Origin of the sequence: Halobacillus aidingensis, assembly GCF_900104185.1 — a bacterium.
Lineage (GTDB): Bacteria > Bacillota > Bacilli > Bacillales > Halobacillaceae > Halobacillus > Halobacillus aidingensis.
On sequence record NZ_FNIZ01000002.1, the window covers coordinates 66,022 to 82,922 of the forward strand.

The 16,901-nt window shown below is 43.1% G+C and carries 23 protein-coding genes; 15 read left to right on the forward strand and 8 right to left on the reverse strand.

Going from position 1 to position 16,901, the window contains the following annotated elements:
- Window positions 1-13: 13 nt before the first annotated feature.
- Together arr and BLS23_RS21635 are read right to left on the reverse strand one after the other, a co-directional pair.
- Complete coding sequence (gene arr, locus BLS23_RS02065; RefSeq protein WP_089650867.1) at window positions 14-430, reverse strand: NAD(+)--rifampin ADP-ribosyltransferase; 417 nt, start codon at window positions 428-430, stop codon at window positions 14-16.
- A 492-nt stretch (window positions 431-922) separates the two neighbouring features.
- Complete coding sequence (locus BLS23_RS21635) at window positions 923-1,060, reverse strand: hypothetical protein (protein ID WP_167355978.1); 138 nt, start codon at window positions 1,058-1,060, stop codon at window positions 923-925.
- A gap of 155 nt (window positions 1,061-1,215) precedes the next feature.
- On the opposite strand from BLS23_RS21635, the gene BLS23_RS02075 reads away from it, so the two are divergent.
- Both BLS23_RS02075 and BLS23_RS02080 read left to right on the forward strand, forming a co-directional pair.
- Entirely contained in the window at window positions 1,216-1,719 is a 504-nt protein-coding gene (locus BLS23_RS02075; RefSeq protein WP_244157033.1) for a GNAT family N-acetyltransferase, read from the forward strand.
- Window positions 1,720-1,740: 21 nt separating this feature from the next.
- Complete coding sequence (locus BLS23_RS02080) at window positions 1,741-1,956, forward strand: hypothetical protein (RefSeq protein ID WP_089650870.1); 216 nt, start codon at window positions 1,741-1,743, stop codon at window positions 1,954-1,956.
- A 34-nt stretch (window positions 1,957-1,990) separates the two neighbouring features.
- On the opposite strand, the gene BLS23_RS02085 is transcribed toward BLS23_RS02080, so the two are convergent.
- The gene (locus BLS23_RS02085; RefSeq protein WP_167355979.1) at window positions 1,991-2,815 is read right to left on the reverse strand and encodes an alpha/beta fold hydrolase; all 825 of its coding nucleotides are present in this window, start codon (window positions 2,813-2,815) and stop codon (window positions 1,991-1,993) included.
- 93 nt (window positions 2,816-2,908) lie between these two features.
- A complete protein-coding gene (locus BLS23_RS02090; RefSeq protein WP_089650872.1) occupies window positions 2,909-3,787 on the reverse strand; it encodes an alpha/beta hydrolase in 879 nt (292 codons plus the stop codon).
- Window positions 3,788-3,888: 101 nt separating this feature from the next.
- On the opposite strand from BLS23_RS02090, the gene BLS23_RS02095 reads away from it, so the two are divergent.
- The 4 genes from BLS23_RS02095 to BLS23_RS02110 all read left to right on the forward strand — a co-directional run bounded on the left by BLS23_RS02095 (window position 3,889) and on the right by BLS23_RS02110 (window position 7,216).
- Window positions 3,889-4,962, forward strand: coding sequence for a glycosyltransferase family 2 protein (locus BLS23_RS02095; RefSeq protein ID WP_089650873.1), 1,074 nt, complete (start codon window positions 3,889-3,891; stop codon window positions 4,960-4,962).
- Window positions 4,962-5,408 (forward strand): glycosyl-4,4'-diaponeurosporenoate acyltransferase CrtO family protein, encoded by a 447-nt coding sequence (locus tag BLS23_RS02100; RefSeq protein WP_089650874.1) that lies wholly within the window; start codon window positions 4,962-4,964, stop codon window positions 5,406-5,408. The genes BLS23_RS02095 and BLS23_RS02100 overlap by 1 nt, the downstream gene beginning before the upstream one ends.
- A gap of 158 nt (window positions 5,409-5,566) precedes the next feature.
- On the forward strand, window positions 5,567-6,433 hold the full coding sequence (locus tag BLS23_RS02105) for a DUF4097 family beta strand repeat-containing protein (protein ID WP_089650875.1): 867 nt from the start codon (window positions 5,567-5,569) through the stop codon (window positions 6,431-6,433).
- Between the two features lie 234 nt (window positions 6,434-6,667).
- Entirely contained in the window at window positions 6,668-7,216 is a 549-nt protein-coding gene (locus BLS23_RS02110) for a 2'-5' RNA ligase family protein (RefSeq protein ID WP_089650876.1), read from the forward strand.
- Between the two features lie 209 nt (window positions 7,217-7,425).
- Here BLS23_RS02110 and BLS23_RS02115 read toward each other — a convergent pair whose 3' ends face one another.
- The gene (locus BLS23_RS02115; protein WP_167355980.1) at window positions 7,426-7,869 is read right to left on the reverse strand and encodes a PH domain-containing protein; all 444 of its coding nucleotides are present in this window, start codon (window positions 7,867-7,869) and stop codon (window positions 7,426-7,428) included.
- Between the two features lie 254 nt (window positions 7,870-8,123).
- Here BLS23_RS02115 and BLS23_RS02120 point away from each other — a divergent pair, with 254 nt between their 5' ends.
- From BLS23_RS02120 to BLS23_RS02140, 5 genes are all read left to right on the forward strand, one after another.
- Window positions 8,124-8,801, forward strand: a complete 678-nt coding sequence (locus BLS23_RS02120; protein WP_089650878.1) for a VOC family protein — start codon at window positions 8,124-8,126, stop codon at window positions 8,799-8,801.
- Window positions 8,802-8,818: 17 nt separating this feature from the next.
- Window positions 8,819-9,079 (forward strand): hypothetical protein, encoded by a 261-nt coding sequence (locus BLS23_RS02125; protein WP_089650879.1) that lies wholly within the window; start codon window positions 8,819-8,821, stop codon window positions 9,077-9,079.
- A 14-nt stretch (window positions 9,080-9,093) separates the two neighbouring features.
- A complete protein-coding gene (locus BLS23_RS02130) occupies window positions 9,094-9,561 on the forward strand; it encodes an NUDIX hydrolase (protein WP_089650880.1) in 468 nt (155 codons plus the stop codon).
- 127 nt (window positions 9,562-9,688) lie between these two features.
- On the forward strand, window positions 9,689-10,813 hold the full coding sequence (gene dnaN / locus BLS23_RS02135; protein ID WP_167355981.1) for a DNA polymerase III subunit beta: 1,125 nt from the start codon (window positions 9,689-9,691) through the stop codon (window positions 10,811-10,813).
- 119 nt (window positions 10,814-10,932) lie between these two features.
- Window positions 10,933-12,261, forward strand: coding sequence for a TrkH family potassium uptake protein (locus BLS23_RS02140; protein WP_089650882.1), 1,329 nt, complete (start codon window positions 10,933-10,935; stop codon window positions 12,259-12,261).
- A gap of 95 nt (window positions 12,262-12,356) precedes the next feature.
- On the opposite strand, the gene BLS23_RS02145 is transcribed toward BLS23_RS02140, so the two are convergent.
- Together BLS23_RS02145 and BLS23_RS02150 are read right to left on the reverse strand one after the other, a co-directional pair.
- On the reverse strand, window positions 12,357-12,797 hold the full coding sequence (locus BLS23_RS02145; RefSeq protein ID WP_089650883.1) for a hypothetical protein: 441 nt from the start codon (window positions 12,795-12,797) through the stop codon (window positions 12,357-12,359).
- A 133-nt stretch (window positions 12,798-12,930) separates the two neighbouring features.
- Window positions 12,931-13,863, reverse strand: a complete 933-nt coding sequence (locus tag BLS23_RS02150) for an oxidoreductase (protein WP_089650884.1) — start codon at window positions 13,861-13,863, stop codon at window positions 12,931-12,933.
- A 144-nt stretch (window positions 13,864-14,007) separates the two neighbouring features.
- Between BLS23_RS02150 and BLS23_RS02155 the strand changes: the two genes are divergently transcribed.
- The 4 genes from BLS23_RS02155 to BLS23_RS02170 all read left to right on the forward strand — a co-directional run bounded on the left by BLS23_RS02155 (window position 14,008) and on the right by BLS23_RS02170 (window position 16,422).
- A complete protein-coding gene (locus tag BLS23_RS02155) occupies window positions 14,008-14,547 on the forward strand; it encodes a sigma-70 family RNA polymerase sigma factor (protein ID WP_089650885.1) in 540 nt (179 codons plus the stop codon).
- Complete coding sequence (locus BLS23_RS02160) at window positions 14,540-15,577, forward strand: DUF4179 domain-containing protein (RefSeq protein ID WP_089650886.1); 1,038 nt, start codon at window positions 14,540-14,542, stop codon at window positions 15,575-15,577. Before BLS23_RS02155 ends, BLS23_RS02160 begins: the two co-directional genes overlap by 8 nt.
- Before the next feature lie 111 nt (window positions 15,578-15,688).
- Complete coding sequence (locus BLS23_RS02165; RefSeq protein ID WP_089650887.1) at window positions 15,689-15,883, forward strand: hypothetical protein; 195 nt, start codon at window positions 15,689-15,691, stop codon at window positions 15,881-15,883.
- Window positions 15,880-16,422 (forward strand): GNAT family N-acetyltransferase, encoded by a 543-nt coding sequence (locus BLS23_RS02170; protein WP_089650888.1) that lies wholly within the window; start codon window positions 15,880-15,882, stop codon window positions 16,420-16,422. The genes BLS23_RS02165 and BLS23_RS02170 overlap by 4 nt, the downstream gene beginning before the upstream one ends.
- 34 nt (window positions 16,423-16,456) lie before the next feature.
- On the opposite strand, the gene BLS23_RS02175 is transcribed toward BLS23_RS02170, so the two are convergent.
- Window positions 16,457-16,882: an RDD family protein gene (locus BLS23_RS02175; RefSeq protein WP_089650889.1), complete on the reverse strand. Its 426-nt coding sequence runs from the start codon at window positions 16,880-16,882 to the stop codon at window positions 16,457-16,459.
- Window positions 16,883-16,901: the final 19 nt, after the last annotated feature.

The following is a 16,901-nucleotide window of genomic DNA, read 5'->3' on the forward strand; positions in this document are numbered from 1 at the left end:
ATAAAGATCAATATTAATCGTAGATCACATCTTCTCCTTGTTCACGTAACTTTTGTAAGAAGGTAAGCATTTGATTTATTTCATCATCGGAATGTCGTTCCCATGATTTCAACTCAGCTGTTATTTTCAAAGATGATTTTGATCGATAAGAACGTGTTGGGTTTCCGGGGAATTTTTTATCCGTCAGGTTCGGATCATTTTCAAACTCCCCTAATGGTTCTACAATGTAAATTCGCTCTTTAGAGGGAGACTGCGCTAATTCAGCCCCCCATTTAGCCGCATCCAATGTAGCTGTGAAGTATATATAGTTGGATTTTTTGTCTTGATAATTGGATAAGTGCTGTGGCTTTAATAGGTCTCCTATTTTCAGTTCCGCTTTAGTACCATGAAAGAAAGGACCACGATCGATGACCTCTTGTTTATCATTCATTCAGAAACACCTCTTATTCAGATTTTGTATATAACAGTATAGGAGATGAAAGGCAGAAAGAGTAGTCTATAAATCTTTTTTTATTGGCTGTATAATGGAAGTAGAGGGTGTAGTTGGATCGACAGTCATCATATTTTGAGGATTAATTTAAGACTAGCTTGTGGCTGTATATCCTACCATTAATGCAGAATTTAAACGAACGGAAGCTCGATAGCTCAATTTTTTTGAGATATTGGGCTTTTATTCATTACATAATTATCATGCAGAGGAAACGCCATTTTTTCTGGGTGATTGGCTTTGTATGGAACTTAACCCCCACCATAATCGTATCCAATAATAAGAGACATAAAAGTTGTGGGGGAATGTTTTGAATAGGCCTCGATGGAGGGCCATTGGTATTTTTATTTTCGCATTTGGTGTCACAGATGTAATAAATCTAGTGGATTATAATCTTGCTTATTTAAGGTGGACACTGCCTTATTAGGTCTTGCCTTAATCATTGGCAGTAACTTTATGAAAATATTCATAGAGAAATTGTTCATCATACCTACTAAAGGGGGAATATATGAAGGTTTCACTACTTACAGGTTTGGTTACTTTTGCTTTGTGTTTCATTGTTTTCTTAGCCATCGACTCTCCCTCTCCATATTTGAGAAGTCTTGTTGTAGCTTTTATCATATTTGAAATAAGTTTTTACCATTTATTCGGAAAGGTAATGTTCAATACAGAGCAATGGATGAGTGAACGATTCTGCTATTCATTAAATAGAAAGGAGATAGAATATCATGAGAATCTTAAAAGCCGAACAGGCGCATGTTGAAGGAATCGTTCGTGTCTGTTCAGAAGGCAACCGAACCACATACGCGGATTTATACCCCGCCGATTACATAGAGCAGATCATCCAACAGTTTTACACAAAGGAAAGGATTCTGGGTGAGGTCACACATACAGGGAAAGAATGGGGCGGATATATCGTCGCCGTTGACGGTGATGAGGTTGTCGGAGCGTGTGGGGGCGGGATGATTGCAGAAGATGCCTCTGAGCTTTACGTCATGTATTTGGATCCAGTCAGAAAAAATGAAGGGATCGGGACTAAACTTCTGGAAGCTTTTACAAAGCAACAAGTAGAGTATGGAGCAAAGAAGCTGTGGGTTTCTGTTCAGGAAGGAAACCATGAGGGTATTCCTTTTTATGAAGCCAAAGGGTTCGCTTTTTCTCATAAACAAAAAGGCTATGGAAGTGAAGAAGCAGAAAAATACACGTCGCTAAGATATTGGAAGAATATTTAACTAGGAAAGAGGTGGGAGTTGATGCAAATAGGGAGCAAGAGAATAGAGTGGAAAGATATAATCATTGGTCTGGCTTTCATAGTCGTCCTTTATTTTACGCTCCCGCAATTTGGAGTGAACCCTTATTTTGTTTTGCTCACCTTGATGACGATTGTGGAATGGGTAACAAAGTTCATCCTTCCCTGGATTGTTTTGTACTGGGCGATTCGATGGGTCAAGCATTTAGAGTCCAAATAAAAGAAAAGCGCCAGGCGTGATGCCGGCGCTTTTCTTAGTGATTGGAGTTTATGACTTCTTCCGTTACGTCCGTCAGATCCATCTGACCTTCCGACTGAATGAAGGAAATGGCCAGTTTGTTGAAGGACTCGGTTTTATCTAAGTTCACGACGTGTCCGCTCTCAGATAAAAGGAGGAAGGATGTGTTCGGCATGTGCCGTGTATCTTTCATCACATCATCTCTGAACATGTGGTCGCCTTCCCCTGTAATATACAATTTCGGGACGGAGGCGGCGTTCTCATTCACGTGTGTAAACGTGTCCGGAACCGAATAAACGATGTTGTACCACCCTAAGAAATCTTCCCTTTTCATTTGGGAGGCTTCATGGATAAAGGCGTCTCTTGACTCTTTATGGTTCTTTCTCGGCATTAAAATGCGTGCGCACAACGAATACAAATACAAGTGTGGCGTGACATTTTTCAGCATCGTCCCCAATACAAGAAGGAATTTCGCTAAAAGGTTGATTCTTGTGATCGCTCCGCCTAACACAGCGGTCTGGACGCGGTGAGGGGCGGTGGACAAGACGTGCTGAATGACGACGGAACCTAGAGAAATCCCTACGAAATGTGCCTTTTCCACTCCAAGGTCATCTAGGACACCAAGAACTTCGTCTGTCACGGTTTTAAAGGAAAACGTCTCTTTGTAACTGGACACGCTTGGTGAATTTTTGTGACCGGGTAGATTGACAACGATGATATTGAAAGACTTTCGGAATGCTTTCATTTGTGGGAAAAAGATGTTGACGCTTCCACCGATGCCATGGAGGAAGATGACATACTCCTTGGACGGGTCGGAGCCTAACACTTTATATTCTAACAATGGATCACCTGCTTTAATAAAACTCAATACGACACTAACCGTCATTATAAGTCAAAAAGCAGGGGGTGGCAAAGGATAATCGGTCTGGTTTTGTTACGATTCTGTGACCTGGCTTATTGTTTTAGCAATCATACGCCAGGCTTCCTCTGCTTGATCCCGCGGCCCCTGGTGGGTGAATGCGTGGGAGCAGCCTTCAAATACATGTACGTCTACATCGACACCCGCTTGTTTCAACTTTTCCGCGTAGGCTTTTCCTTCCATTGTAAAAGCATCATATTCAGGGATGATGAAAAGCGCTCGAGCCAGACCACCAACCTTTTCTGCTTTTACAGGGGATGCGAGCGGGTGCTCCGCTTGATTTTTTTCTGGGACATAACAATAGTTGAGAAAATGGGCGGCCTCCGGGTACTTCGCCCGCCATTTATCCGGTTCTGGTTTATCGCCGTGCGGTGTGACGAAGTCGAGCATCGGATAGGACAGGACTTGCAGAAGCGGCTGTCGTTCGGAGCGCTCTTTCAATAGAAGGCAAAGGGCAGCGGCCATATTCCCGCCTGAACTTTGCCCGCCGACCATCATTTGGCCGTGATCAAGATGGAGCTCTTCTGCATGGGCTTTGAGCCATTGGTAAATCTCGTAACACTGCTCGACAGGTTTTGGAAAAGGATACTCGGGCGCTTTTGCATAATCTACATTGACGATGACGCACCCCGTTTCATTCGCAAGAAAACGGCAGTAAGGGTCGTCCATTCTTTTTTCATTCATAATGAAGGCACCGCCGTGCATGTTCATATAAACGGGGAATCGCTTCCCATCAGGTGCAGCAGGATAGTACAAGCTGATAGGCGTCGGTTTCACCCCGGTATCGACAATCAAGTCTACTTTCTTATGTACATATTGAAACGGGACCATCAGGTTTCTTTCCGCCTGATTGGGGAAAAGTCGCAGTAATCGTGCCATCCATAATTTAAGCATCATTGAACCCTCTTTTTTTAATAACCATTGTACCCGCTCTTGTCCTTGTATAATCAAGAGTTCATGAGGTGACAATGGAAGTACATCGGGAGGTGGTCGGAATGTGGGTGATGATCCTGGCAGTTTTATCAACCCTGCTCCTTTTTTGGCATAAATTATCGTTTCCTAAAGGAAAACGTAAGAATACAGAGATGTACACATTGATTATTCCAGCCCGTAATGAAGCGGAAAACTTGAAACGTCTGCTGCCGAGTTTAGTGTCTGCAGATCCACAACGGGAAATCATTGTCGTCGACGATGATTCAGAGGATGAGACGAGAAATGTCGCTGAAATTTTTGGCGTAAAAGTGGTGGACAATCCCCCTTTACCTTCCGGGTGGATGGGGAAATCATGGGCCTGCTATAACGGAGCGAAAGTGGCGAAAGGAAAGACGCTTGTGTTCTTGGATGCAGATACATGGTTTTCTGATGGAGGGGCGGATCGTTTGGTGAATGCTTTTGAAGGAGAAGGTGCCGTCCTGACCGTTCATCCCTATCATGAAATGCGCTCGTTTTGGGAAAAGTTATCCGGTGTTTTTCATTTGGTCGTTATAGCATCCTCTGGTTTGACGACGGTGTTTAAAGATAAACTCGGGACCCAGGGCGGTTTCGGTCCCTGTCTCGTCATAGCTGCTGATACTTATTGGAAGCTTGGAGGTCATGATGCGATACGAGGAGAGATCGTTGAACACCTGGCATTTACCAGATTAGCAGCTTCCAAGGGGATAGAAGCGAAAGCTTATAGTGGGCGTGGTGTTTTGAAGATGCGGATGTATGATGCGGATCTGAAACAAGTGATTGAGGGCTGGGCGAAAAGTTTTTCGACAGGGGCAAAAACAGCGTCACCGATTATGACGATGGCGAACGTCGTGTGGCTCACCGCCGTTTTATCTTTTTTGGTAAACCTTACTGCTCTCGGGTGGTGGGGGGCTGCAGGGTATCTGGCCTTAGTTGTCCTGTTGCATAGAACTTGGGGCGGGATTGGCAACTTCAAGTGGTATGATGCCCTGTTGTTTCCGCTACACTTCTTCTTTTTTGTATTCGTTTTTGCTTACTCGTTGTGGAAGACCTTTTTCATGAAGGAAACGACATGGAAAGGCCGAGCGATCGTTGATAAGAAAAGGAGTTCCTCTTAATGGTCGTCAATATAGTCGCCTGGCTGTGCATCCATCTTGGTGTCAGCGGTTTTGTGTCTGTTGCTCCGGAGGCTTTGGTGAATGCCTTCGCAGGAATATATCGTGTTCGAAGGTGGGAAACGCAGGCGAAGGTTTATGAGCGTCTGGGTGTGAAAAAGTGGAAAGATCGGCTTCCTGAAGCGCGGAAGTGGTTTCGAAGAGGGAAAACAGCAGCACATTTGCGCAACCCTTCGCAATGGGATCGTTTTGAAAAGCAGACGAATCGTTCGGAGCTGTCTCATTGGGTCCAGATGCTCGCTGCCCCTTTTTTCTTTTTGTTCAACCCGCCGTGGGCTGGATGGATCATGGTTGTTTATGCGATTTTGTTCAACCTTCCTTTTATAATCGTGCAAAGGTATAACCGCGTCCGGATGATGAGGGTGAAAAATCGTGTGTTTATGCGTTAGAGCACGTTGAAACAACACACGGAAGCAGAATCATAGAATATGAATCCCTGGTTGTTATGGACCAGGGATTTTTACTGGAGTTGGGAGGGAATTGGAAAGTTTTGTCGAATTTTTAGGAGGGGGTAGGAGTCAATCTAATAGATAAAGGAGTCATTTTTATGGAATTTCTACTTATTTTAATTATTGCCATTGTTGGTGTAGCGCTTCTCTACCAGCGCTCGAATGGAGGGAAGACCTACCAGATACATAAACAGGAAAGGTTTTCTGGAGGTATTAAGAATCTTCAGGTGGAATCGACGTCTGTGGACGTGGAAGTCGTGAAAGTGGACCGTGAGGAGTGGAGTGTCATATTATCTGGTTCCGTTTTTGAAAAGGACAAAGAGCACTTCACCCTTTCCCATGATCAACAAGGGGAGAACTTGACCGTAAAGTTAATGGAAGAAAAAACGCGGCTCGGCATTCAAATGCGGAAAGATATGAAACTTTTAATAGAAGTTCCAGTGGAGACCATAGGATCTTTAATGGTAGAAACGTCTTCCGGTGACATCGACATCAAAGGCATAGCAATCAATCATTCCACGCTTACCGCGAGTTCCGGGGATGTGACGATTGCAGATGTGGTTCACGAGAATTTGAAAATTCAAACGTCCAGTGGTGATGTTTTACTGAAAAAGGTCCGTAGCGGGAACACGGAAATCCATACAAGCAGTGGGGAAATGTTTGGGGAGAAGTTTGATTACGGCACAGGTGTGTTTGGTTCCTCGTCGGGGGAAATCCGCATCCAAGCAACAAAAATGCTTGGAGATGTGAAAGCTTCTACTTCAAGCGGGGACATCCGCTTTTTCTATGAGGAAGAACCGGTCTCTTGTAAACTTCTTTACCAATCGAATTCGGGGGAAGCGCAGATTAATTGGACGGGCCTTGTTTATGAAGTGAAAAAGGAAAATGAAGTGCGGGGGACGAAAGCAGAAGGTGAGTTCCATTTAACGGCTGAGACGAGCTCAGGCGATTTGAAAGTAGGATAGGAATGTATGAATACCCTTTATAAACGGATGGGAAATGGGAGTGAAAAGCAGAGGAGGACCTTTGGAGATATTGAGGATTTTAAACACATGGGGTATTCTCCATAAGTTTACTTGTTTTTAATTGGTGAAACTTTGTAGGTCACTCCATCGTAATCATAGGGGTACGGGAAAGTGCTAGGAATAACCGTTTGTTGCATAAAATAAGTATGTACCTGATTAGGGGGGGGATCGGAAATGCAGCACATCATCGGTTTGGTACCACCGGAAGATTTTAAAGAAAAGGTCATCCACTTTCAAAAGAGGTGGACCGGAAATACGATCACAGAAGTGGTTGAACCTCATATCACCTTGAAGGCTCAAGGAGGCTTAACTCGAGACCGGAAATGGCTGGATCATGTGAGAGAAACGTGTCGGAGAACGAAACCTTTCCGGATTCAATTAGGCGCACCCGCTTTTTTTGGTGAAGAGGTGCTTTATTTGAGTGTGCGCTCGGACAAACTTTATGGTCTACATAAACAAATGGTACGAGTCGCTGCCCCGACACAGGAGCAAATCGACGCTTATTTTGAGTTGAATCATTTCGTCCCTCATATGACACTGGCGAAGACGAGCCATGGTTTGTCTAAACAAGATCTGATCGATATGGCGCCGGCTGCGGATAAGGAATTTCGTCCTTTTCCAGCGTTTGAGGTCAATCGGGTTAGAGTTTATGAGGAAAGGAGTCCGAATACATATACGAAGCTGGAAGACCTTTCGCTAGGAAGCATATCGCGTATGCGATGATGCTGTTTTATTGGTTGAATCGACTATGGACATATATCGAATTATCCATCTTGCAGGAATCGAGCGGAAAGATGGTCATCCGGTAAGGGGGGCTCTGTGCTTCTCTCGTTTATCACGGCAAAGCTTTTAGGGCCTAGAAAATTAAGTTTCTTTGTATGAAGATTTTCTTGGAACATTCCTATCCATATGAAAAGAAGAAAAAGGTGACTTCATTTTTTTAGTGTACAATCAATTTCTAATTGATGATTCTCTTTTGATAAAACCTCAACAAACTTTTGTTCATTCTGTGGTGAAATTAAGGTGGATTTATAATTTCCGTGAAAGATTTCGAGTTTATCTAAAGATAAGGATGGCGCAGACATCGGACTTTTGGTTGGTTTGATTTTGGTGATGTCCTCGATTTTAATACGCTTTCTTAAGGGGCCGGAGTGGATGAAAAGGCACCCATCTTTCACTTTGTATCCTGTATGGAACCAGATCCACAATAAAACACCAATGGTCAGCCCTGCCAATACATAACCTAAAGGATCACGGTAAGAAACGAGTTGAAAACCGATGGGCTCTTCTCCGAAGACGTAGATGAAAACAATAAAAAGGACGACGCCCCAGATGGTGATGGTGTAAAAGACATCTTTTTTTGATGGGAAATACATCCTGATTCCCTCCTCTCTTTTATAGTTACGGACACAGATGGAATGAAGTTTCAAGAAATAGCGGCATCGAACTGCTTCTTCTCCTGAAAGTTTTTGAATTGAGTCATACTGGCCATCACTGGACCCCATGTGTACCTGGACAATTCTACCAGAGGAACTTTTATCCATCTGAAGTCGTAGATGAAATCATTCTGCTACCTGAGGTGATTTTTGCGAAGAATCGCTATCCTTGATGTATAAGGAAGGTGAGCGATGTGGAGATCGAATCTGTAATACTGAAAGCGAGAGATATAGATTCAATGAGACGTTTCTATATTGACCTTTTAAATTTCACAGAAATCGAACGACAAGAAGGATGTTTATCTATCAAGGTTGGCCATAGTGTCCTTCAGTTCTTGGAAGAAAAAGAAGCGCGTAAGCCTTTTTATCACTTTGCATTCAATATTCCTTCCAACCAGTTTAAAGAAGCAAAGGACTGGGTGAGGGATAAAGTATGCCTGAATACGGAAGGCGATAAGGATGAAATCGTATTTGAGAGGCTTGGTGGCCGTTCTTTTTATTTTAATGACCCAGGGGGGAACATTGTGGAGTTCATTTCCAGAGAGCAATCCCCTCTTCACTCAGGTCCATTTTGTACAGAAACGCTTTTGAACATTAGTGAAATGAGTTTGACGGTGAGCCATGTTTTAAAAGCTAGTGAAGAATTGCAGCGCATCGGTTTAACATCCAGAGACAACGATCCGATAAACAGGGCATATCTGAATTTTATGGGAGATGATGGAAGTGATTCTTATCTCCTTCTCGTTGAACCAGAAAGACGGTGGATTTTTTCTACTCAAGTTTCTGAGGTTCATCCCCTTGAAGTGGTCGTTAAAAACATAGGAACCATCACAGTTGATAAACATGGTCGGTTAACAGTCGTTCAAGCTTAAATAAGGGGGCGGAAATGATGAAGGATATATTAGCGATGTGGTTAGATGAAAAAGGCATGCTTGGCGTCATTGAACGGAAAGACGAACGGTTTGGGTCTTCCTATCATCCCATTCAGGCGGATGAGAAAAGAAAAGAAATGGTCATCATTAACAATCTCTGGTACACCACTTATACTGGTGCCCGCCATTATTTCCGCTTAAATACGAATGATTATCGTGTATCCGGACGGATGCAGAAGGTCGATGTGGTGCATAGGGCATTAAGAGAATCTTCATAAAAAAGGAGAAAGCTATGAATTATATTCGTCATTTGCGCTCCATGGTCGGCCATGAGAAGGTGCTGATGGTCGTCGCAGGCGCGCTTGTTTTTAACGAAAAGAACCAATTATTGCTGCAATTGCGGACAGATTCAGAAAGCTGGGGAGTGCCTGGCGGTTTTATGGAACTGGATGAGTCGGTTCAGGATACAGCACGGCGAGAGGTTTTTGAAGAAACAGGATTGATTTTAAAGGAAATGGAACTATTCGGCATCTACTCTGGTCCTCAAAAGCATAAAGTCTTTGGAAATGGAGACCAGGCCGCGGTTGTAGAAATTTGTTTTAGTTGTCAGTCTTATGAAGGGGAATTGGTTAATGAGAATGAAGAATCTCTGAGTAATCGTTTTTTTGATCTCGATGATCTCCCTGATTACATATTTCAAGATCATCAGCAGGTTATCGACGATGTAAAGAATCAACGAGAAACGCCTGTTGTAGGATAGTGATTCAAGTAAAAAAACGGGATTCAGAAGAACTTTCTATACAAAATAGAGAGTTCTTTTTTTGTGAAGGAGGACAAACGTGTGTTCGTGTCGAACTAACAGAGTAGAAAAAAAGGAGGTTCATTCCGTGGAATTACGAATACATAAAGGGAGTTTGGAAGAAGCTGTGTCTGAAGCAGCCTCTGTTCTTGGCAAAAAGACGCTGCTTCCGGTCCTGAATGGAATAAAGATGGAAGTGAGGGAACAGGGGCTTGTCCTGGTGGGAAGTGATGGGGAGCTCATGACAAAGAAAGTCATACCTGTCCAACAAGGTGGGTTCGAATCGATGGAAACAGGTGCTTGTGTACTGCCAGCAGCTTTTCTTCATGATTTAGTAAAGAAAATGCCTGGACCCATCCACATGATGAAAGATGGAAGCCGTATGCTGATCGAATCCGGTGAAGTGAAAAGTTCCTTATCCGCGCTTTCAACCGATGAATATCCGCGGATCCCGGATATTGAATCGAATGGATCTATTTTAATGGATAGTAAGGACTTGGTGGAGTTGGTACGCCAAACACTTTTCGCTGCAGCAAAAGAAGGAAGTCGGCCCGTGTTAACAGGTGTTCACTTCGAATTTTCAGAGGACGATGTGCAAGCTGTGGCTACGGACTCCCACCGCTTAGCTTTCGTGAGGAAAAGGTTAAGGAGTGGGAAGAATCATTCCTGTACGGTGCCAATGAAAACGTTGAGTAAGCTGATAAAACTTTTTAAGAATGTAAAGGGTCCTTTGAGGATATCTATGACCGACCAACTATTCAAAGTAGAATCGAGTGAATCAACATTGGTTTCCAAGTTGCTTGAAGGAGTATTTCCCAAAATGGAAGCTCTCTTACCAAAATCATCAAAGGCAGAATTGCTCATAGATAAAAAGCGTTTGATAAATAGTGTAGACAGAGCTGGTTTGTTTGCGAAAGATACCAGCAATCATCAAGTGAAGTTACGTTTTTCGGAAGAAAAGAAACTAAACATATCTTCTTTTTCACAACAAGTAGGAACGATTGAAGAAAATATCCCTCTAGAAGGAGTAGAAAGAGTGTCAGGTGAGGGATCGATGGATGTCTATGTTGATAGTCAGTTTCTGTCAGAAGCATTAAAAGCGACACAGGGAAATCATATTCATCTTTTCTATAATGGAAAGATGAGTCCGCTGGTTATTCGGAGTGCGGAAAGTGATGATCAGGTCCATGTGATTTCACCCGTTCGAGCCTAGAAACAAAGGAATGAAGGGCTTATATCGTCGATTCTAAAGAGAGTGGATTGTAAAACTTGCAAGAAAAGTGTTTAAAAAACAAGGGACCCGCTATACAATAAGTATCATCTATAAAAGAAATGGCGGTCGGAAAAATGAAACGTGATTCATGGAGCCCACCACAAATTTTAATTGTGACGTTTGTCACCCTTATTTTATTAGGAGCGGGGTTACTTATGCTCCCCGTCGCAACAACAGGTGGCATAAGCTTTGTTGATGCGCTTTTCACATCCACTTCTGCAATGACAGTGACCGGTCTGATCGTAGTCGATACGGCGACAGCATTCACGCTTTTTGGACAGGTTGTCATCATGCTTCTCATCCAGCTAGGAGGACTTGGCATTATGACATTCGCCGTTCTCATCTATATCACGGTCGGTAAGAAAATTGGATTAAAGCATCGCCTGATTATTAAACAAGCATTAAATCAATCGGCAATTGGTGGAGTGGTGAGGCTGGCGAAGCGGCTGCTGGTTTTTTCATTGATAGTAGAATTCATAGCTGTTGTGTTCCTGTCCGTAAGATGGGTTCCCGAGTACGGATGGTTTCAAGGCATTTATGCTAGTGTCTTTCATTCCATTTCTGCCTTTAATAATGCCGGTTTTTCCATCTGGTCAGACAGCTTATCTGCCCATGTCATCGATCCTGCTGTCAATATAATCATTACGTTTTTGTTTATTGTAGGCGGAATTGGGTTCACTGTTGTTTTTGATATGTGGAGGACGAAAGAGTTCAATCGCTTGGCTTTACAGACCAAGTTAATGATAGTCGGTACGTTGATTCTGAACACTGTTAGTTTCCTTGTGATTCTTGTTCTGGAATTTAATAATCCGGCAACCATTGCAGACTTTTCGACATTCGGAAAGCTTCAAGCCGCTTATTTTCAAGCAGTGACTCCTAGAACGGCAGGGTTCAACACACTGGATATAGGGCAGATGGAAGAATCTTCTTTGTTTTATATGATTACCCTGATGTTCATTGGGGGAGGAAGTGCCTCAACTGCTGGAGGAATCAAGCTTACGACAGCTTTGGCGATTTTACTCGCCACGTTCTCCTTCTTTAAAGGAAGAGAGCAAACGTCCATTTATAACAGAAGTCTTTCCGCCCACATTATTCTTAAAGCACTGGCACTGACGATTGCAGGAATATGTGTGGTTATTTTTACGACATTTCTTTTGAATTTAACGGAGGAAGCTCCGTTTTTAATGATCTTGTTTGAGAGTGTTTCTGCCTTTGGAACCGTCGGTCTTTCTATGGGGCTTACAGGGGATTTGAGTCTTATTGGGAAAATAACTATTATAGGCACCATGCTGATCGGTAAGCTCGGGCCGCTGACGTTTGCCTTTGCCTTTGCTAAACAATCGCCTGATCTTGTGAAACATCCGGAGGAAGATATTCTGACGGGTTAAACAGGAAAGAACGGAAGACTTATATAAGTTCTTCCGTTTTTTTTTAATATTAAAATCAACGATCGAACAGTCATCTTACGCCCTTCACAGGTGATTCAAAATAAAACTTGATGATAAGCTTCGTTCACGAGTTCGATATACCGGTTCCACACAAGAACTGCCACTGCAATGACCACTCCATTCGCCGAGAGTGTCCAAGAAAGGTACTTCTTTTTCTTCGGGTGGTTCCCCATCCATTTTTCACTGAACAGCAGATAATAAGAGGCGATGAAAAACGGGGCGATCAGTATTCCTGCAAGAAACCAACGATTAAATTGACTCATATAGGAACCTAAAACAGACAGGCTTTCCTGTTCCTCGCTTACATCAGAGTTGATGATCGGATTTGGTCCGTTTAAGCCATCGTACATAACCAATTGATTCTTTTCATTGACTTCATATTTCAAAAATTCGAAGTCCATCGCCAGTCCATAGATGGCAAGCATGGATAGGAGACTAATAGAAAAAGCGAGACCCCAAACCTTTTTCTTAGCCATGCTGATGCTCCTCTCCGTGGATTTATATACCTTTTATTATTCCAAATATAGGAAGAGTGTTCAACTGAAAGTCTGTATTTTTAACAAATAAAAAGCTGAAGAGTACGGCCTCTTCAGCTTTGAACATCTATGATTATTTATTAAGAGGGTAGGTAACTCCGGTAAGCTCTTCGGATATTTTCCACAATTGATCGGCGTCCATGACATCGTAGGACTTCGTAATTGGAGAGACGGCGACAGGACTACCTTTCATTTCCCATCTGCCTCCTGGGCCGAAGTATTCTCCCCCTTTTACATCAGCGTCTGTTGCCGCTCTTAACCCGGGAAGTGCTCCGTTTGTTGCCTCCTGCGTCATCGGTGCAAGCAAACGTCCCAGGATTTTGTAAAGGAATTTATCTTCAATGTGCCTCATGAGATTGGTGCTTGCAATACCGGGATGGGCGGCCGTTACGGTCATGTCTAAACCGTTCTCATCGATTTTCCGCTGCAGTTCTTGAGTGAATAATAGATTGGCAAGCTTAGACTGGGCATAAGCCTTCATTGGTGTGTAGCCTTTTCCACCTTCAAACATGAGGTTATCGAAATTCACTTTTCCAGATTTATGGGCATTGCTTGAGATATTGACGATTCTAGCGTTCGGCGTTTTCTTTAACGTCTCGAACAGCTGCCCTGTCAGTGCGAAATGCCCGAGGTGATTGATGCCCAGCTGCTGTTCAAAACCATCTTTTGTTTTTCCATAAGGGGTGGTCATCACACCAGCATTGTTAAGCAGAAGATCCAGTCTGTCATACTTTTCTTTAAAGGCATCTGTAAATGTCTTTATTGATTGTAAATCGCTTAAGTCTAGTGCCATGACGTCAATATCTGCGTTCGGGTTTTCTTTTTGAATGGACAGATAGGCTTCCTGTCCACGCTCCATCGACCTTGAGCCAAGAATGACGGTCGCTCCCCGTTTGGAAAGAACTTTCACTGACTCATATCCTAAACCGCTGTTCCCTCCAGTTACAATCACCGTTTGACCTTTCAAAGAAGGAATGTCTTCTTTACTCCACGCTTGTTCTTTCATCCTTATCACTCCTTATGACTTTCATAGTAAGAAATTTCCGCATGTATGTAAAAAGAATAACCTTCAGATGAGCACATAATAATTTTATGGAACCTCGTAACGTCCGATTTCGTCAAAGGTAATGAAAAAGGGGGGAGAACGTTTATGAATGAGGAACACATGAAGCGAAGAACAGATAAAGAGATGTTAGCCGACTTAATGGAATCCTATGGGGACATGGTCGTGAGAATTGCTTTTACATATGTGAAGGAGAAGCAACTAGCAGAGGATTTGGCGCAGGAAGTATTTATCCGCTGCTATCAACATTTACATACATTTGAACATCGATCGAGCTACAAGACTTGGGTGTATCGCATAACGGTCAATCATTGCAAAGACCACGTCAGAAGCTGGTCGTTTCGGAACCTGATTCCATTTGAACCGATGAAGATGGAAAAAGGAGAGGAAGCTAACAGTATTATTGAACAAGTGTTAAAAGAAGAGGAAAATGAGGTTCTTTTTCAAAAAGTGTTGAAACTTACCGTGAAGTTGAGAGAAGTCATCATCTTTTATTATTACGAAGAGTTATCGGTGGAGGAAGTCGCTGAGTTGTTAGAAATCAATGTGAATACAGTCAAAACAAGGCTGCACAGGGCGCGGAACAGTTTGAAAAGAATGTTGAAAGGAGGAGAGGCATTTGAGTAACCGATGGAAGTATCCTGAAAAGGTCCAGCAGATGAAGTTCAAAGAAGAGCATCAGAGCCAGGTGTTCCACCATTTGCAGAGTTCTACACCCCAACAGAAGAGAACAATCGGGCGTTTGTGGATGGCGGCTGCTGTCGTTGTTCTTTTGTTAGGTGGATTGTTGTTCACACCTGCGATGGAACACGTCGTTGCTAAAATTCCTTACATCAGTCAGTTTATCGAGCAGGAAGAAGATCGAATGGAACAGATGGAGACGTTTTTCAGTGAAGCCACTCAAACGGTTGAAAAAGAAGGATATCAGATCGGGAACATGCAGGTCAGCAGGGATGACAAGGAAGTGATTGTTGAACTGATCGAGATGGAGGATGGGAAACAGAAGGTCCAAACCATTGTTGAAGAACATTTAGAAAAGAACGGCTTTCATGACTATGAGGTCTCCGTGCAGCCTTTTGAAGAAAGAGTCCAGCAGTCGGATGTGACCGAAGAGGAAATGGAACAGTACTATAAAAATACGAAAGAGCTGGAAGAGAAGCTAACAACACGATTGAAAGAGGAAAATTTTGAGCTCATGTTCCCTGTCCAAGTCCAGATGAACCCGACTCGGGGAGTGTATATCAATGTGATCGTTCCAAAAACAGAAACGCGATTAAGCCTATTGGAAGAAATCATGTTGGAAGAAGGGCATGTATATAACGAAGAACCTGAACTTGATATTCGGCAAGTAGAAAAGAAAGCAAGGGAACAGGAAATTCGTTGGGGAGAAACGGGAGCTATCCATGATATTGCCCAGGCAATGATGGAGTCTGAACAATATCCAGTCACAGGCTTTGCTTTTTCTTTCCATCCGTATCCGCTGCAAATCAAAATTAAAACTTCCCTTGATCGTTCTGATAAAAGCTCGAAGGAGATTGCTGAAGAAATTAGAGAAGAGATTGACCTCTTTATTCAAACCGGAGAGAAAACCGCTCCGATTAGAGAAGATGAATATGAGGTTTATGTTCTTAGTAAGGACAAGAAGAACATCCAATGATACAGGCGTCACCATGATGGTGGCGTCTAATTATTGAAGGGATGGATACGTTTTGAAATAATAGAAAAAGGTAGTATTTTCCTAAGATCAGAACAAGAAAGGAGAGGTTCCATGCTTGCGAACATTTTATGGGGATTGTTTCTTGTTTTGTTCATTGCTTTTATGGTTTACATGGACCGGAGAAAGAGAAAAAAACGCAAAGGGCAGCCTCCCGTGCAAAAGACGGAACAGGAAAAAGAAGTGGAGCGCGCGGTGGCACGGGAAAAAGGCTGGCGTGGCGGACCAGGGGGAGGAGAAGGCATGTGATGATCGGAACGTCTATTTATATTAAAACAGTAGCAAATCTCGATGCCCGAGATTTGCTACTTTTTGAAGAGAAGAACCGCTCATTTTTTGAACAGTATTCTATGGGAAGGGCGGATGGCTTTTATACGGTGGAAGGACAGAGGGAGCGTATGGAAACCTTTAAAAAAGGAGCTGTCGAGGACACGGAGTACTTTTTCGGTATTTTTCATAAAGACACAGATGAGCTTATTGGAACAGTCCATCTGTTCCAAGTCCTCCGTGGTTCATTGCAAAGTGCGTTCATCGGTTATTTTCTCGATAAAGACTACAATGGAAGAGGCTTTACGACAGAGGCGGTAAGGCTTCTCGTTAATCATGCCTTTGTTGGTCTCCATTTACATAGGATTGAAGCAGGAGTCATGCCTCATAATAAAGCATCCATCCGTGTGTTAGAAAAAGCAGGTTTTCATAAAGAAGGAATGGCGAGAAAGAATGTGAAAATCAATGGAAAGTGGGAGGATCATCAAGTTCTTGCAATCATTAATCCGGATGATGAATAGAAAAAAGCCCTCATAATAAGGAGGGCTTTGGACATTAGGCCTGTTCCGGTTTATTTTCGGTTACATAGGTACCAGCAAGGAAGTCGTGTATCGCTCGCTTATCCTTGCGTGCCCCGACCATAACGGCACTGACGACCAAGGCGATGCCAAACGTGAAGGAATAGATCATGCCTCCGACGACTTCTCTCAGAAGCATAGTTCCGATATGTACGTTTTTACTAGCATCCACACGGACAATCCGATTGTCGGCCGCCCGTTTTCCAAGGGTATATCCGGACCATAGGACAGGTAAGCCTACAACGTAAGCAATGCCAACGATATCCACCCATGTTAATCCTTGATAGAAGAAATCTCCATAAAAGAGATAGAAAAGAATACCTAAAGTTACGGTGATGAGAATTCCGTCAATGACTCTTGCAAAAACACGGACCCATAGACCTGCAGGGTTCTGAATGTTCATTCCTAAACCTCCTAACAAA

Coding starts and splice junctions, on each gene's coding strand:
- BLS23_RS02165 (WP_089650887.1), top strand. CDS start 15,689: ATGCTTGCGAACATTTTATGGGGATTGTTTCTTGTTTTGTTCATTGCT.
- BLS23_RS02095 (WP_089650873.1), top strand. CDS start 3,889: ATGTGGGTGATGATCCTGGCAGTTTTATCAACCCTGCTCCTTTTTTGG.
- BLS23_RS02115 (WP_167355980.1), bottom strand. CDS start 7,869: ATGTATTTCCCATCAAAAAAAGATGTCTTTTACACCATCACCATCTGG.
- BLS23_RS02175 (WP_089650889.1), bottom strand. CDS start 16,882: ATGAACATTCAGAACCCTGCAGGTCTATGGGTCCGTGTTTTTGCAAGA.
- BLS23_RS02075 (WP_244157033.1), top strand. CDS start 1,216: ATGAGAATCTTAAAAGCCGAACAGGCGCATGTTGAAGGAATCGTTCGT.
- BLS23_RS02090 (WP_089650872.1), bottom strand. CDS start 3,787: ATGCTTAAATTATGGATGGCACGATTACTGCGACTTTTCCCCAATCAG.
- BLS23_RS02080 (WP_089650870.1), top strand. CDS start 1,741: ATGCAAATAGGGAGCAAGAGAATAGAGTGGAAAGATATAATCATTGGT.
- BLS23_RS02155 (WP_089650885.1), top strand. CDS start 14,008: ATGAATGAGGAACACATGAAGCGAAGAACAGATAAAGAGATGTTAGCC.
- BLS23_RS02145 (WP_089650883.1), bottom strand. CDS start 12,797: ATGGCTAAGAAAAAGGTTTGGGGTCTCGCTTTTTCTATTAGTCTCCTA.
- BLS23_RS02140 (WP_089650882.1), top strand. CDS start 10,933: ATGGCGGTCGGAAAAATGAAACGTGATTCATGGAGCCCACCACAAATT.
- BLS23_RS02130 (WP_089650880.1), top strand. CDS start 9,094: ATGAATTATATTCGTCATTTGCGCTCCATGGTCGGCCATGAGAAGGTG.
- BLS23_RS02150 (WP_089650884.1), bottom strand. CDS start 13,863: ATGAAAGAACAAGCGTGGAGTAAAGAAGACATTCCTTCTTTGAAAGGT.
- BLS23_RS02100 (WP_089650874.1), top strand. CDS start 4,962: ATGGTCGTCAATATAGTCGCCTGGCTGTGCATCCATCTTGGTGTCAGC.
- BLS23_RS02110 (WP_089650876.1), top strand. CDS start 6,668: ATGCAGCACATCATCGGTTTGGTACCACCGGAAGATTTTAAAGAAAAG.
- BLS23_RS21635 (WP_167355978.1), bottom strand. CDS start 1,060: ATGGCTAAGAAAACAATGAAACACAAAGCAAAAGTAACCAAACCTGTA.
- arr (WP_089650867.1), bottom strand. CDS start 430: ATGAATGATAAACAAGAGGTCATCGATCGTGGTCCTTTCTTTCATGGT.
- BLS23_RS02105 (WP_089650875.1), top strand. CDS start 5,567: ATGGAATTTCTACTTATTTTAATTATTGCCATTGTTGGTGTAGCGCTT.
- BLS23_RS02125 (WP_089650879.1), top strand. CDS start 8,819: ATGAAGGATATATTAGCGATGTGGTTAGATGAAAAAGGCATGCTTGGC.